This window comes from Methylobacterium sp. E-046 (genome assembly GCF_022829625.1).
In the GTDB taxonomy this organism is placed as follows: Bacteria; Pseudomonadota; Alphaproteobacteria; order Rhizobiales; family Beijerinckiaceae; genus Methylobacterium; species Methylobacterium longum.
The window spans coordinates 108212-123182 of the sequence record NZ_JAKSYP010000176.1 but is presented as its reverse complement, the minus strand read 5'-3'; the positions used below and the strand labels follow the sequence as shown (position 1 = coordinate 123182).

Below are 14971 nucleotides of genomic sequence, written 5' to 3'. Positions count from 1 at the left end.
GCGTATCACTGAGGTTTATCGGGTCAACATTAACAATCCCGGCCGGATCCGGCGGTCTCACGCCGGTTTCGCGGCCGGATCGAGGCCGCGACGCCCGCTTTCCGCGCCGCGGTCCGCGGCCGTTGCGGCGTCCCGCACCACCTGTTCGAGCACGCCCAGGTAGCCGATGAACCGCTGGCGCCCGATCGCGGTCAGCCGGCACACCGTCTGCGGCCGGTTGTGCGCGAAGCCTTTCTCCAGGCTCACGAGATCAGCCTCACTGAGAACGGCGAGGTGGCGGCTGAGGTTGCCGTCGGTCAATCCGCAGAGGCGCTTGAGGTCCGGGAAGGACAGGCCCTTCGGATGGGCCACGAGCGAGGTCAGCACGCTCAGCCGCGCCCGCTCGTGGATGATCCGGTCCAGCCCCTCGTAGGAAAACCGCCCGTCGTCCCGGTCAGTGGTCGTCATCGCAGGATCGCGCGCCGTGGTGGATGATCGCCGCCAGCCACACTTGGCCGACCAGGAAGGGCAGGCCCATCGTCCAGGGCGACAGGGCATGCGTCCCCGCCGAGACCGCCAGGACGACGAGGCCGGCGAGCAGATACCAGGCGCCGATCGCCTGTACCGCCCGGGGCAGGATGCGCGCCGAGGCGAACAGGCCGAGACCGACCAGCACTTGCCACAGGCCCGGCAGCATCCAGACCTCGCCCGGGGCGAACCGGGCGATGACCAGGGCGAGACAGGCCCCCGCGCCCGCGGCCGGCAGGAACACCTCGATGGCGTTCCACACCATCGCGTCGGCGAGGCCGGAATGCAGGCGGCGGCTGCGCCGGACCGCCTCGATGCCGATCATCAGGAAGGCCGCGAGGGCCGCGGCGATCCAGAGGCCGAAGAACAGGCCCGGCCGCGCCATCGGGTCGCCGAGCCACAGGGCCTGCCCCACCGCGCAGGCGAGCGCGAGGCCGCCGGTCCCGGCGAGGGTGGCTGCGCCGACCCCACGGAACGCCGTGCCGCGCGCGATCTGGGAACGGATCGCGACGATGTCGGCCAATGCCCTGTCCAGGTCCTGCATGGCCCTCATGCCCCGGGCTTCATCGCGCTTTGCACTGCAAAGTAACGGGCCGACCGGATCGTCGCAAGCCGATTCGCGTCCGTCATGACGGCGGGTTTTCCGGCCATCGGCCGAGCGAGTCCAGTCCGCGACAGGACGAACTCTGGAAAGGGGATGTATTGCGGGCCTCATGCCGCGCGCGCAGCCGCAGTGGCGCACCGCCGGACCGGGGCGGGCGGACGGGTGGGCGGGAGCGGCAAAACTCCCCGGCGCGGCAGGGTTTCTCGCGGGCCGCGACAGGCCCATATTGTCTCCATGCCCGCTCCGAAGAAATCGCGTGCCGCTTCCGTCACGGCCTCCTCCGCCAAGGCGTCGAAGCCGGAATTGAAACCGCTCGACACTTATCTCGCCGAGTTGCTGAACCCGGCGCTCAACCGCAACCGGCCGGCGCCGATCGAACCGCCCCCTGAGGCGCCGGCGCGGCCTGGCAAGCCCAAGGGCGGGGCTGGCAAGAGCGGCAGCGGCAAGAGCGGCAGCGGCAAGAGCGCCAGCGGCAAGGCCGCCACGCGCCGGGCCGAGATCGCCCGCGACGGCTTCGCCGAGGCCCCGCAGGCCGGGTACGCCCTCGGCGACGCGGCCGATGTTGATCCGCGCCTCGCCCAGGCGCTCGGCCTGACGCCGCCCGAGGACGGTCCGGCGCCCGAGGGCGCCGACCTGCCGGATCCGGGCGGCGACGGCGGCGCCTCGGCGACGGTGACGGCGCTGGAGCGCCTGCTCATCGAGGGCAACCCGCTGTTCAAGGACGGCAAGACCTGGGTGCCGCATCGGCCGGAGCGGCCGCAGAAATCCGAGGGCGGCGTCCGGTTCACGCTGAAATCCGAGTTCACGCCGGCCGGCGACCAGCCCCGGGCGATCGCCGAGCTGGTCGGCGGCGTCCAGGCCCTGGAGCGCGATCAGGTGCTGCTCGGCGTCACCGGCTCGGGCAAGACCTTCACGATGGCCAAGATCATCGAGGAGACGCAGCGTCCGGCCCTCATCCTCGCGCCCAATAAGACGCTGGCCGCGCAGCTCTACGGGGAGTTCAAGACCTTCTTCCCCGAAAACGCCGTCGAGTATTTCGTCTCCTACTACGATTATTACCAGCCCGAGGCCTACGTCCCGCGCTCCGACACGTTCATCGAGAAGGAATCGTCGATCAACGAGCAGATCGACCGGATGCGCCACGCCGCCACCCGGGCGCTCCTGGAGCGCGACGACGTGATCATCGTCGCCTCCGTCTCGTGCATCTACGGCATCGGCTCGGTCGAGACCTACACGGCGATGTCGTTCACGGTGTCGCTGGGCGAGCGCATCGAGCAGCGCCAGCTGATCGCCGACCTCGTGGCCCTGCAGTACAAGCGGATCCAGTCGGATTTCGCCCGCGGCACCTTCCGGGTGCGGGGCGATTCCATCGAGCTGTGGCCGGCCCACCTGGAGGACCGCGGCTGGCGGATCGGGCTGTTCGGCGACGAGGTCGAGAGCATCGTCGAATTCGATCCGCTCACCGGCAAGACCATCTCCGAGCTCAAGTTCGTGAAGGTCTACGCCAACTCGCACTACGTCACGCCGCGCCCGACGCTGCAGCAGGCGATCAAGGGCATCAAGAACGAGCTGAACGGCCGGATCGAGGAGTTGACCAAGATGGGCCGCCTCATCGAGGCGCAGCGCATCGACCAGCGCTGCACCTTCGACATCGAGATGATCGAGGCCACCGGCGCCTGCAACGGCATCGAGAACTATTCCCGCTACCTCACCGGCCGGAAGCCGGGAGAGCCGCCGCCGACCCTGTTTGAGTACCTGCCCGACAACGCGCTCGTCTTCACCGACGAGAGCCACGTGACGGTGCCGCAGATCGGCGGCATGTACCGGGGCGACTTCCGCCGGAAGGCGACGCTCGCCGAATATGGCTTCCGGCTGCCCTCCTGCCTGGACAACCGCCCGCTCCGCTTCGAGGAATGGGATGCGATGCGGCCGATGACCGTCCACGTCTCGGCCACGCCGGGAAAGTGGGAGATGGAGCAGACCGGCGGCGTCTTCGCCGAACAGGTCATTCGCCCGACGGGCCTTGTCGATCCGGTGATCGAGATCCGCCCGGCCCGCAGCCAGGTGGACGATCTCCTCGGCGAAGTCCGGGAGGTGGCCCAGGCGGGCTACCGGACGCTCGTGACCACGCTGACCAAGCGCATGGCCGAGGACCTCACCGAATACCTGCACGAGAACAGCGTGCGGGTGCGCTACATGCACTCCGACATCGACACGCTGGAGCGGATCGAGATCATCCGCGACCTCCGCCTCGGCGCCTTCGACGTGCTGATCGGCATCAACCTGCTGCGCGAGGGCCTCGACATCCCGGAATGCGCCCTGGTGGCGATCCTCGACGCCGACAAGGAGGGTTTTCTCCGCTCTGAGACCTCGCTGATCCAGACCATCGGCCGCGCCGCCCGCAACGCCGACGCGCGCTGCATCCTGTACGCGGACTCCATCACCGGCTCGATGGAGCGGGCGATGGCCGAGACCGAGCGGCGCCGCACCAAGCAGCTCGCCTACAACGAGGAGCACGGGATCACGCCGCAGAGCGTGAAGCGCGGCATCGCCGACATCCTCAGCAGCGTGTTCGAGCGCGACCACGTCCAGGTCGATACCGGGTTGGCCAAGGACGCGATCACCGTCGGCCACAACCTCAAGGCCGTGATGGCGGACCTCGAGAAGCGCATGCGCGCGGCCGCTGCGGACCTCGACTTCGAGGAGGCGGCGCGGCTGCGCGACGAGCTGAAGCGACTCCAGGCCACCGAGCTGCTGGTCTCCGACGACCCGATGGCGCGGCAGGGCGACGTGGAGCGCGAGGCCGGCAAGTTCGGCCGGAAGCCGCCGCGCGGGGCGGGCGGCAGCCGGATCGCCAAGCCCGACCTCGACAATATGGGTCCCGGCACGGACCGCGAGCTGCCCGTCGGCAGCGCGCCGGTCTGGCAGGAGCGCCCCAAGCCGCGCTCGACGCAGGGGCTCGGCGGGCAGAAACCGAAATACAAGGGCGGGGGCGGCAGGCGGCGGAGCTGACCGGCGACCGCCGGGACCTCACGCGGCCGCGTTGTCCCGGCCCAGATGGCGGCTCGTCGCGGCCTCGCTCGCGTCGACGATCGCCTGCGCGATCCGGACCACGAGGGCGTCGCAGGCTTCGTCGTAGGCGCGATGATCGGACTGGCCGGCCGCCGCCGCGAGGGCGCCGCCCCGCTCGCGGACGATCTCGCGCGCGGTGCGCAGCGCGTCGGCAAAAGGTTCGAATGGACGGGGCATCGTCGCGCTCCGGAGGCGCCGGGCCATTGTGGGCCAGGTTGGCGGCTGGAACGAGCGTCGCGGTAAAACTGTTCCCGGCGAGGCCGAACGCGAATGCCGCACCGGCCCCGATCAGCCCCGGCGAGTGGCGAGCGCACGATGGCCTCAGAGACGAACACCCCCCCGACCCTCGACGACGATACCCTGGCCTTCGCGGCCCGCGTCTTCCAGTACGCGCGGATGGGCCATGCCGGGGAACTCGCCGACCTGTTCGGGCAGGGGTTGCCGGCGAACCTGCGCAACGACAATGGTGACAGCCTGCTGATGCTGGCCGCCTATAACGGTCAGGAGGAAGCGGCCCGGGTCGTTCTGGAGGCGGGCGGCGACCCGGAACTGGCCAACGATCGCGGCCAGACGCCGCTGGCCGGCGCGGCGTTCAAGAACGATCTGGCGATCGCGCGGCTGCTGCTCCAGCACGGGGCGGCGGTGGACGGGACCGGCGACGGCACGCGAACCGCCCTGATGACGGCGGCCATGTTCGACCGGACCGAGATGGTCGACCTGCTCCTCCAGCACGGCGCTGACCCGGACCGCCGCGACGCCTCCGGCCAGACGGCGGCCGACATGGCACGGGCCATGGGCGCCCAGGCGACGCCCGATCAGCTCGACCGCGCGGCGCGGCGTTAGAGCCGGCTCTCGGCCTCGCCGCGAGGCACGATCCGATGCGCACGACAGCTGGCCCTGAACGGAGAATGGCTTTGCAGAAATGGTCGGGAACCATCCTCGTCGGCGCCGCCGCGGTGGTCGGCGCCACATCGGGATTCGCCGCCGAGACGCCCTGGCCCGCCTTCGGGCATGACCCGAGCAACCGCAACTTCTCCGATCTGACCCAGATCGACCGCGACAGCGTCGCCCGGCTGCGGCCCGCCTGGATCTTCCAGACCGGGATCACCGGCTACTTCCAGGCGCAGCCGGTGATGGTGGACGGCACCCTCTACGTCTCCACGACCCAGAACAACGTCGCGGCCCTCGACGCGAAGACCGGTGAGCCCCTCTGGACCTACACGCACAGGCCACGCACGGAGAAGATCTTCGGGCCGCCCTCCAACCGTGGGCTCGCCGTGTCCGGTGGACTCGTCTTCGAGGCGACCATGGACGGGCGGCTGATCGCGCTCGACGCCAAGACGGGCCGGACGGTCTGGGACAAGGAGGCGGTGCGCCCGGAGGAGGGCGAGAGCGAGACGGCGTCGGGGCTGGCGGCGACGCTCGGCGGCAAGCCGGTGCAGGGTTCGAGCCGCCTCGGGTTCAAGATGCCGCCGCTGGTCGCCGACGGGCTGGTGATCGTCGGCGTGACCGGTGCGGGCTACGGCCTCCACGTCGAGGACGAGGCCGGCGGCCTCGACGGCGGGTCGGTGGTCGGCATCGAGGGCGGCTACGGGCGGCGTGGCTGGCTCGCCGCCTACGACGCGAAAACCGGCGAGGAGCGGTGGCGCTGGTACGTGACCCCGCCGGAGGGCTGGGAGGGCGGCTTCGTCGGGACGACCGCCGACGGCACGCCGCTCCACCGCGACATCGCCGCCGAGAAGGCAGCGGCGCCAGCCAACCGCGACGCTTGGCGCGTCGGGGGCGGTTCGCTCTGGATGACGCCGGCCTACGATGCCGACCTCGGTCTGATCTTCCTGGGGACAGGCAACCCGGCGCCGCAGAACTTCGGCCTGTCCCGGCCGGGCGACAACCTGTACACGATGTGCCTCGTCGCCCTCGACGTGAAGACCGGTGCGCTCCGCTGGTACTACCAGCAGGTGCCGCACGACGAGTGGGGCTACGACGTCGCCGCGCCGCCCTTCCTGCTCGACATGCCCGGCGGCGTGAAGGCGGTGGCCTCCGCGAGCAAGACGGGCTGGATCTACGTCCACGACCGCGCCACCGGGAAGCTGATCGCGCGCTCGGCATCGCTCATCGACCAGAAGAACCTGTTCGCCCCGCCGACCCCGCAGGGCACCGTGGTGGCGCCCGGTCCCCTCGGGGCGGTCTCATGGCCGCCCACCGCCTACGATGGACGGCGCGCGTACCTGCAGGTCCGCCACGGGGCGACGACCTACACGGTGAAGACGGTGCCGGCCGCCGCCGGGCGACCGGAGATCCGCTACACCGAGACCGGCGAGGCCAGGGGCGAACCGTCCTTCAGCACCCTGACCGCGGTCGACCTCGCCGACGGCGGCAAGATCGCATGGTCGGTCCGCGCGGCAAGCCGTCTCTCGGGGGGAACGCTGGCGACCGCCGGCGGGCTGGTCTTCTCCGGGGAGGAGGACGGCCATCTCGACGCCCACGATTCCCGCGACGGGCGGGTGCTCTGGCGCTTCCAGTGCGGGGCAGGGATCAGCGGGCCGGCCATGACCTACGCGCTGGACGGCAGGCAGTACGTGGCGGTGGCGGCCGGCGGCGCGTCGTTCACGAAGGCCGCCGGGTTCGGGACCGGCGACGCGCTGCTCGTCTTCGCGCTGCCCGATTGAGGGCAGCCGATGCGGGCCTCACCGGCGCTCAGTCGGCGGCGATGGCGTAGCGCGTGCGCAGGCGCAGGCCGAACACCGCCATCATGAACATGCAGCAGGTGGCGTTGTTGCCGTTGTACAGGACCGTCTCGAACGAGGCCGAGACGAGGCCGAGGAACCACAGGCGCAGGAACAGCAGCGTCTCGGCGTCGAGCCGCGTCCCGCCTGCGGCACGCTGGAGGTCGCGCACCGGTGCCAGCACGAAGGCCACGACGGTGAGCACCAGGAACGGGAAGCCGCCGATCAGCGCCGTGTCGAGATAGGCGTTGTGCGAGTGGTTGGCGCTGGTCACCCAGGTCAGTTCCTCGGCGCCGCCGTACATGGTGCGCTCGGTCATCCAGAACGCGCCGATCCCCCAGCCGCGCCAGGGGCGAACGAAAATGTTGTCGATGGCGAACTGCCAGATCTCGCTGCGGCCCGTGAAGGTCGCATCGGTCAGCAGCGCCCCGACGGCGTCGCGGATCGGCGCCACCAGGACGGAGCCGATCGAGACCAGCGAGAACCCGATGATCGGCCCGAGAAGCAGCAGGGACCGGGCGAACCCGCCGGTCAGGACCTGACAGAGGCCCGTGACGGCGAGGATCACTGGCAGCAGGAGGATCGCGGTCTTGGAACCGCTCGCCACCAGGAAGCCTGCGGCCAGAAGCACGATGCTCCAGCCCAGCATGCGGCTGGCGGCGGCGGCGACGTAGAACCCGATGATCACCAGGACGACCATGGCGGCGCCGGCCTCGTTCTTGTGCGGGAAGATCCCGCGCCACAGACCGGGATGGCTCGGATCCGAATTGACGTCGAAGGCCGAGTGGATCGCGAGGTTCGGCACCAGCGCGACCGCGAGGTAGGACGAGGCCAGGATCACCAGCGCCGCGCCCGCCAGGGCCAGGGCGAGCTGCCGGGGCGAGCGGGCGACGATCAGCACGCCGGCCGAGAGCATGGCGGCGATGGCGAAGAGGGTCAGCCGGCGGAGCGACAGGCTCGGCTCGATCGACAGCAGCGCGGTGAGCCCGAGCCAGAGGGCGCAGAGCATCAGCGGCCAGGTCGCGAGGGGCCGCAGGTGGCGCGGGCCGATCCGGTAGATCGCCGCGGCCATCGAGAGGCCCGTCACGACGAACAGCAATTGGGTCAGCGTGCTGCCGTCCTCGGCCGCCGCGAGGGACGATCGGTCCGCCAGATCCACGAACCACAGGTGGTTCCAGAGCAGGACGAAGACGGCGCCGTTGAGGAGCACGCGCAGGCCATCCGGCACGTCGCGCCCGGCGAGGCCGCGCCGCCGCCCGCCGGCCGTGACCCCGATCGCCGCGTCCGCAGAAGCCATGTCATTCCACCGCGAGGGCCGCGCCACGCGGCCCGACGTATTCTAGCGGCGGCGACATCCCGGGCGATGGCGAATCGGCGGTTGCACCGATCAATCGCGCGATAACCTTGACGCGCTGCTCAGCGCCGCATCGTGTACTGCGAACGGCCGGAGGATTGCCGCATCAGGAAAGACGCCATCTCGGCGAGTTCGGGCGCCTTCGACCGGAAGGTCACCGACAGGGCCAGCAGCGTGTCCTTGTGGTCGAGCCCCGGGTAGATCCGTTCCTGCACGGGCACGTGCTCGGCGCGCAGCTTCGCGGCGAGGCTGGCGGTGTGCCGCGGCTTGACCACCGTGTCACCGTCGCCGGTCGCCAGGAAGGCCGGCGGCGACAGCGGCCCCACGAAGCTCCCCGGCTGCGTGGCGGCGAGGTCGGCTGCCTGCCCGAACACCTTGACGGTGGTGTCCTGATCGAGCGGCAGGAAATCGTAGGGGCCGGACAGGCCGGCCACGGCCTTGATCACCTTCGGATCGACGCCGGCGGCGGTGACGTAGCGCGGGTCGAGTCCGAGCATCAGGGCGTTGTAGGCGCCGGCCGAGTGGCCCGCGAGCACGATGCGGCGGGGGTCGCCGCCGTACCCGGCGATGTTGTCCCGCACCCAGGCCAGGGCGGCCGCTCCGTCCTCCAGGAATCCCGGGAACGGCGCCTCCGGGTAGAGCCGGTAATCCGGCAGCACCGTGACGAAGCCCTGGGCGGCCAGCGCGTGCCCCACGAAGGCGTAGTCGTCCTTGGACCCGCTCTGCCAGGAGCCGCCGTAGAAGAAGACCAGGACCGGGGCGTTCTCCGCGGCGGTGACGGGAACGTAGACGTCGAGGCGCCGCCGCGAACCGTCGCCGAAGGCCTGGTCCTTCGCGGCGAGGCGCCCGCCCGGATCGCGCGGGCCTATCGCGTCGAACAGGGCGAGCGGCGAGGCGGCGCTGATGCCGAAGGCCGCGAGTCCGAGGCAGAGGAGGCTCGCAAGCGCGGTGAGGATCCGTGTCATATCCCATCCGGTTGTCCCGACCGGGCGATACCGCACCGCGCTCTGGGCGGATTGATGACGGTCCCGCGGCGGAGCGCGGCAAAATCAGGTGCGCAGCACGATGCAGGCGCCGCCGACCTTGCGGATGCGGCCGCAGAGGTCGTCGGCGGCCTGCCGGCTCTGCGCCGGGATGCGGATCCGGTAGAACGCGCGGGTCCCGCGGTTGCGCAGGCGCGTCCCGATGATCATCGGCCGGACCTCGCCGATCACCCCCGCGTAGCTGCTCCGGGCCCGGTTGAAGCTCTGGAGGGCGAGCGCCTTCGAGAAGTTGCCGGCGAGCTGGATGCCCCAGGGCGCGGCCGGGCCCTCGTTGAGGCCCAGCGCGAAGCGGTCGCCGCGGGTTGGGATGCGCAGGCTGGCGGTGACCTGCATGCAGGTCTGCGGCGGCTCGGCCTTCGCCTCCTTCGCGTCGGGCTTGGCGGGCGCGCCGCCCTCGGGATACTCGATCCCCTTGGCGGGGCCGGTCCGCCAGTCGTCCACCGGCAGGCCCGTGATGGAGGCCACGTAGGCGCGGGTCTCGGCCGGGAGGCCCCCGTCGCCGGCGAGCCACTTGCTCACCCGGGCAGCCCCGCCGTTATAGGCGGCGGCGGCGAGCCCGAGATTGCCGAACTGCCTCTTCAGATCCGCGAGAAGATGCGCGGCGTGCGGGATCGCCTGCTCCGGGTCGAACGGGTCGAGCAGCCCGCGCTCCCGCGCCGTTCCCGGCATGAACTGGGCGACGCCCTGCGCGCCCGCCGGGCTGACGGCACCCACGCGGAAACTGCTCTCCCGCCAGATCAACCGGGTCAGGAACGGCACCGGCAGGCTGCGGGCCTTCGCGGAATCGTCGATGAGGCGGCACAGCGCCTGTTCCACCGTTTCGGTCGCCCCCTCGGACGGAACGGCCGCGGCGGGACGCGCCGTGATCAGGATGAGAAGGGCGAGCAGCGCGCCGTAGCGCAGGCAAGGGGTGTTCACCCCGGCGCTTGTAGCGACCTTCGGTTGCGGATCAATCCGCAGCGTTCCCGGCGGGGCGCCGTGGGGCGCGGGGGTCCGCGCCTGGATTCACCCGTCCGGCACACGGTTTCCGAAGCTTGCCGAGCCGCCCTGTCCCGGGCGCCGCGCAGCCAGAAACGGTGATCCGGGACCCGGCACAAGCGTGGCCGCGCGATCATGCCGCCCCGGGGTTGGCGGCCCAGGCGGGCGCGTCGGTCCCGAGCCGGCGCGCGGGCCGTGTCCAGCGCATCGGAGCGCCCGCATCGACGACCGGCGGCCGGAGACGCCGGGCAGCGCCCCACGACGTGGCCTCCATCCCGGGGGCGCGGTCGTCCTGCGCCTCCGGCGTGATGGCCGCGTCCGGCTCGGCCGGCCCGGCACCCGCGAGGAGTGCCGCCGTGCGGGCGAGGGAGAGCCGCGCCCGGCCGCCGGCGCCGTCCGCCAGCCGGCGGGTGAGCAGCCGGAGCCCTGCCGCCGCCATCATGTAGCCGGTGGCGTGATCCAGCGCCTGGACGGGGAGCGGTACGGGCCGATCGGCCTGCATCCACGCCTGCCCGGCCTGCGCGATGCCGCAGCTCATCTGCACGAGGCTGTCGAAACCGCGCCGCCCGGCCCAGGGACCGGTCCAGCCGTAGGCGTCGAGGCAGACCTCGACGAGGCCGGGCGCCAGGGCCCGCCGCGCCGCGGATCCATAGCCCAGGCCGTCGAGGGCGCCGGGCCGGTACCCGTGGACCAGCACATCCGCGCCCGCGAGCAGGCCTTCGAAGACCGCCCTGTCGGTATCCCGGCTCAGGTCGAGCCGGGCGCAGCTCTTGCCCAGCGTCACCTCCGGTTCGAGGGCGGGCTCCTGCCACTCGGGCGGGTCGATCCGCAGCACGTCCGCGCCGAACCCCGCGAAGAAGCGGGTCGCCACCGGCCCCGCGAGCACCCGGGTGAGATCGAGGACCCGCAGGCCCGCCAGCGGCCGTCCGGCCCGGGGCGTCCAGCGCGGGCGCGACCGCTCGGCCACGCGTTCGACAGCCACCAGCGGCTCCGCGGCCACGGCGCGGCCCGCCGGATGCGCCGCCCACGCGGCGATCCCGCGCATCCCGGCCGCGCATCCGCCCTCGGCGAGGATCGCCGCCTCGAGCTCCTCCCCGGCCCAGCCCGCCACCGCGAGCGCCATGGCGGCGCGATCCGCGCGGCGGCCGAGCACCCGCTCGGCCGCCGCCCTGTGGTGCGGCGCGTTGGTGTGGAGCCGGATCCAGCCGTCCAGCGCGGCATAGTCGCCGGCGACCGGATCCCACGGCGCCGGCACGCGCCAGCCTTCCGGACGCAGCGAGGTGGCGAACCAGAACGAGGCCAGCCGCCGGTCGACGGTGACGGTCCCGCGCGTGCCCGCGACCTCCGCGAGCGCCAGGGCCGCGGCCGCGATTGCACCGGCGGCGAAGTCGGTCACCGCGAAGGCCGACGGCAGGGCGCCCGCGCCGACGAAGCGGAGCGACGCGACGGCGTCGGGCGGTCCGTCCACGGCCGACCAGATCTGTGCGGCGAAGGATTTGGCGCTCGCATCCATCTCGGTCTCTCTCCCGCGGGTCGGGGTCGGCGCGACCGGCGCCGAGACCGATCCGCCCTCGCCGCAGGATAGACTAGGGTCCCGGCTCCGGCGCGCTATAAGAGGCCCATGTCCGAGGCCGAAACCCAGCCGCTCCTCTCCGTCGAGGGTCTGTCCGTCGCCTTCCGGTCCCGCGAGGGCGAGACGGTCGCGGTCGACGGCGTCGATTTCACCGTCCGCCGGGGCGAGACCGTGGCGCTCGTGGGCGAATCCGGATCCGGCAAGTCGGTGACGGCGCTGGCGATCCTCCGGCTCCTCGACGGCGCGGCACGGCCGGCCGGCCGGATCCTGTTCAAGGGCCGCGACCTCGGGAGCCTGCCCGAGCGGGATATGCGCAATGTGCGCGGCGCCGACATCACCATGGTGTTTCAGGAGCCGATGACGTCGCTGAACCCGCTTCACACGATCGAGCGGCAGATCGGCGAGGTGCTGAGCCTCCACCGCGGGCTGACCGGCAAGGCCGCACGGCGGCGGATCCTGGAGCTTCTGGACCTCGTCGGCCTGCGCGACGCGGAGCGCCGCATGGGCGCCTATCCGCATGAATTGTCCGGCGGCCAGCGCCAGCGCGTGATGATCGCCATGGCGCTCGCCTGCGAGCCCGACCTGCTGGTCGCCGACGAGCCGACCACCGCGCTCGACGTGACCGTGCAGGCGCAGATCCTGGCGCTGCTCGCCGATCTCCAGAAGCGCCTCGGCATGGCGATGCTGTTCATCACCCACGATCTCGGCATCGTGGAGCGGATCGCCGACCGGGTCTGCGTCATGCTGCGGGGCAAGATCGTGGAGGCCGGGGCGACCAGGGCGGTCTTCGCGAACCCGCAGCACGACTACACCCGCCGCCTGATCGCCTCGGAGCCCAAGGGCCGCGCCAACCCGGTCCCCGCCGACGCCGCTTCGCTGGTCGAGGCCGGACCGCTCAAGGTCTGGTTCCCGCTGAAGTCGGGCCTGCTCCGGCGCGTCACCGGCCACGTCAGGGCGGTGGACGGCGTCTCGCTGCGGGTGCGGGAAGGCGAGACCGTGGGCGTGGTCGGCGAGTCCGGATCCGGCAAGACGACGCTGGGCCTCGCCCTGCTGCGGCTGACCGGCTCGGAGGGCCCGATCGTGTTCCTCGGCAAGGCCATCGACGGCTACGGCGTGGCGCAGATGCGCCCTCTGCGCCGGGACATGCAGGTGGTCTTCCAGGATCCCTACGGGTCACTCTCGCCCCGCATGTCGGTGGCCGACATCGTCGCCGAGGGGCTGGTGGTCCAGGGCATCGTCCGCTCCCGGGCCGAGCGTCGCGCAGTGGTGTCGAAGGCCCTCACGGATGTCGGGCTCGACCCGGCCGCCATGGACCGCTACCCGCACGAATTCTCCGGGGGTCAGCGCCAGCGCATCGCCATCGCCCGCGCCATGGTGCTCAACCCCCGCTTCGTGGTGCTCGACGAGCCGACCTCGGCGCTCGACCGGTCCGTCCAGGCGCAGATCGTGACGCTGCTGCGCGACCTCCAGCGCGAGCGCGGGCTCGCCTACCTGTTCATCAGCCACGACCTGAAGGTGGTTCGGGCGCTGGCCAACTACGTGGTGGTGATGCAGAACGGCCAGGTGGTGGAGGAGGGCCCCGCGGAGACGATCTTCGCGAACCCGAAGACCGCCTATACCCGCGCCCTGTTCAAGGCCGCCTTCGCCCTCGACAGCGACGCCCCGACCGAGCTGGAGCCCGCCTGACCGTGGCACGCGCGCTCCTCATCGTCCTCGACTCCGTCGGCATCGGCGGGGCACCGGATGCCGATGCCTACGGCGATGCCGGCTCCGACACGCTCGGGCACATCGCTGAGGCCTGCGCGGCCGGACGCGGCGACCGAGCGGGGCTCCGCGCCGGACCGCTGCGGCTGCCGCACCTCGCATCGCTGGGGCTCGGGCTCGCCGCCGCCGGAGCCTCCGGCCGGATCCCGCCGAACCTCGCTCCGGACGGCCGGCCGCGGGGCGCCTACGGTCATGCGGTCGAGACGGCCGCCGGGAAGGACACCCCTTCCGGCCACTGGGAGATCGCCGGCCTGCCCCTGCGCGAGCCCTGGGCGCATTTCCCCGACACGAGACCGGCATTCCCGCGCGACCTGACCGCGGCGCTGATCGCGCGGGGCCGCCTGCCGGGCATCCTGGGTGACCGGCACGCACCGGGCGTCGCCATCATCGACGAGCTCGGCGCCGAGCACGTCCGGTCCGGCCGGCCGATCTGCTACACCTCGGCCGACAGCGTGTTCCAGATCGCCGCCCACGAGGAGGCCTTCGGATTGGAGCGGCTCTACGACCTCTGCCGGGTCGCGCGCGGGCTCTGCGACCCCTACCGCGTCTGCCGGGTGATCGCCCGGCCGTTCGTGGGCTCGGCGGAGGCGGGCTTCCGCCGGACCGGCAACCGCAAGGACTTCGCCGTCGAGCCTCCGGGCGTCACGCTGCTCGACCGGGCCGAGGCAGCCGGGCGCACGGTGGTGAGCGTGGGCAAGATCGGCGACATCTTCGCCCATCGCGCCACCGGTCGCGAGATCAAGCCCGGTCCGAACGCGGCCTGCCTGGTGGCGGGTCTAGACGCGCTCAAGGACCTGCCCGACGGAGGCCTGATCTTCATCAACCTCGTGGATTTCGACACGGAGCACGGCCACCGCCGCGACGTGCCCGGCTACGCGGCCGAGCTGGAGGCATTCGACGCGCGCGTGCCCGACATCCTGGCCGCGCTGGCGCCGGGGGATCTTGCGGTGATCACCGCCGATCACGGCAACGACCCGACCTGGACCGGCACGGACCATACCCGCGAACAGGTCCCGGTCCTCGCCTTCGGACCCGCCATCAGCGGCCGCGACATCGGCCGCCGCGACAGCTTCGCCGATATCGGCGCCACGGTGGCGGGCCATCTCGGCCTGCCCTGGGACGGTGCCGGACGACCGTTCCTGGAAGGAGGACAGCATGCGGGATGACGAAGACCGGCCGCGCGGGAGCGTCACCCATCAGATCGGTCAGTCCCTCGACACGCTCTCGCTCTCCGATCTCGACGCCCGCATCGCCCTCCTGCGGGCCGAGATCGTCCGGATCGAGGCGGCCCGGGCTGCCAAGCAGGCCGCGCAGGGGGCCGCCGACGCCTTCTTCAAACGGAGCTGAGAC

13 protein-coding genes are annotated in these 14971 nt (G+C 72.0%); 6 read left to right on the top strand and 7 right to left on the bottom strand.

Going from position 1 to position 14971, the window contains the following annotated elements:
* Positions 1–57: 57 nt before the first annotated feature.
* Both MKK82_RS17520 and MKK82_RS17515 read right to left on the bottom strand, forming a co-directional pair.
* Positions 58–447, bottom strand: a complete 390-nt coding sequence (locus MKK82_RS17520) for a transcriptional regulator (protein WP_238287308.1) — start codon at positions 445–447, stop codon at positions 58–60.
* A complete protein-coding gene (locus MKK82_RS17515) occupies positions 434–1051 on the bottom strand; it encodes a hypothetical protein (protein WP_238287307.1) in 618 nt (205 codons plus the stop codon). The genes MKK82_RS17520 and MKK82_RS17515 overlap by 14 nt, the downstream gene beginning before the upstream one ends.
* Positions 1052–1345: 294 nt before the next feature.
* On the opposite strand from MKK82_RS17515, the gene uvrB reads away from it, so the two are divergent.
* Positions 1346–4123 carry an excinuclease ABC subunit UvrB gene (gene uvrB, locus MKK82_RS17510; RefSeq protein ID WP_243986346.1) on the top strand — a complete coding sequence of 926 codons (2778 nt, stop codon included), beginning with the start codon at positions 1346–1348 and terminating at the stop codon, positions 4121–4123.
* A gap of 18 nt (positions 4124–4141) precedes the next feature.
* On the opposite strand, the gene MKK82_RS17505 is transcribed toward uvrB, so the two are convergent.
* Positions 4142–4360 (bottom strand): hypothetical protein, encoded by a 219-nt coding sequence (locus tag MKK82_RS17505; protein ID WP_238287304.1) that lies wholly within the window; start codon positions 4358–4360, stop codon positions 4142–4144.
* Between the two features lie 138 nt (positions 4361–4498).
* On the opposite strand from MKK82_RS17505, the gene MKK82_RS17500 reads away from it, so the two are divergent.
* Complete coding sequence (locus MKK82_RS17500) at positions 4499–5026, top strand: ankyrin repeat domain-containing protein (protein WP_238287303.1); 528 nt, start codon at positions 4499–4501, stop codon at positions 5024–5026.
* Between the two features lie 65 nt (positions 5027–5091).
* Positions 5092–6852, top strand: a complete 1761-nt coding sequence (locus MKK82_RS17495; RefSeq protein ID WP_243986345.1) for a pyrroloquinoline quinone-dependent dehydrogenase — start codon at positions 5092–5094, stop codon at positions 6850–6852.
* A 28-nt stretch (positions 6853–6880) separates the two neighbouring features.
* On the opposite strand, the gene MKK82_RS17490 is transcribed toward MKK82_RS17495, so the two are convergent.
* The 4 genes from MKK82_RS17490 to MKK82_RS17475 all read right to left on the bottom strand — a co-directional run bounded on the left by MKK82_RS17490 (position 6881) and on the right by MKK82_RS17475 (position 11797).
* A complete protein-coding gene (locus tag MKK82_RS17490) occupies positions 6881–8206 on the bottom strand; it encodes an O-antigen ligase family protein (RefSeq protein WP_238287301.1) in 1326 nt (441 codons plus the stop codon).
* 119 nt (positions 8207–8325) lie between these two features.
* The gene (locus MKK82_RS17485; RefSeq protein ID WP_238287300.1) at positions 8326–9228 is read right to left on the bottom strand and encodes an alpha/beta hydrolase; all 903 of its coding nucleotides are present in this window, start codon (positions 9226–9228) and stop codon (positions 8326–8328) included.
* A gap of 84 nt (positions 9229–9312) precedes the next feature.
* Positions 9313–10194: a lytic transglycosylase domain-containing protein gene (locus MKK82_RS17480; protein WP_373323326.1), complete on the bottom strand. Its 882-nt coding sequence runs from the start codon at positions 10192–10194 to the stop codon at positions 9313–9315.
* Between the two features lie 223 nt (positions 10195–10417).
* Positions 10418–11797 (bottom strand): CoA transferase, encoded by a 1380-nt coding sequence (locus MKK82_RS17475; RefSeq protein WP_238287299.1) that lies wholly within the window; start codon positions 11795–11797, stop codon positions 10418–10420.
* Between the two features lie 108 nt (positions 11798–11905).
* Here MKK82_RS17475 and MKK82_RS17470 point away from each other — a divergent pair, with 108 nt between their 5' ends.
* The 3 genes from MKK82_RS17470 to MKK82_RS17460 are packed head-to-tail and all read left to right on the top strand — an operon-like array spanning position 11906 to position 14968.
* A complete protein-coding gene (locus MKK82_RS17470; protein ID WP_238287298.1) occupies positions 11906–13543 on the top strand; it encodes an ABC transporter ATP-binding protein in 1638 nt (545 codons plus the stop codon).
* A 2-nt stretch (positions 13544–13545) separates the two neighbouring features.
* Positions 13546–14787 (top strand): phosphopentomutase, encoded by a 1242-nt coding sequence (locus MKK82_RS17465; protein WP_243986344.1) that lies wholly within the window; start codon positions 13546–13548, stop codon positions 14785–14787.
* Positions 14777–14968 (top strand): DUF1192 domain-containing protein, encoded by a 192-nt coding sequence (locus MKK82_RS17460; RefSeq protein ID WP_238287294.1) that lies wholly within the window; start codon positions 14777–14779, stop codon positions 14966–14968. The genes MKK82_RS17465 and MKK82_RS17460 overlap by 11 nt, the downstream gene beginning before the upstream one ends.
* Positions 14969–14971 lie beyond the last annotated feature (3 nt).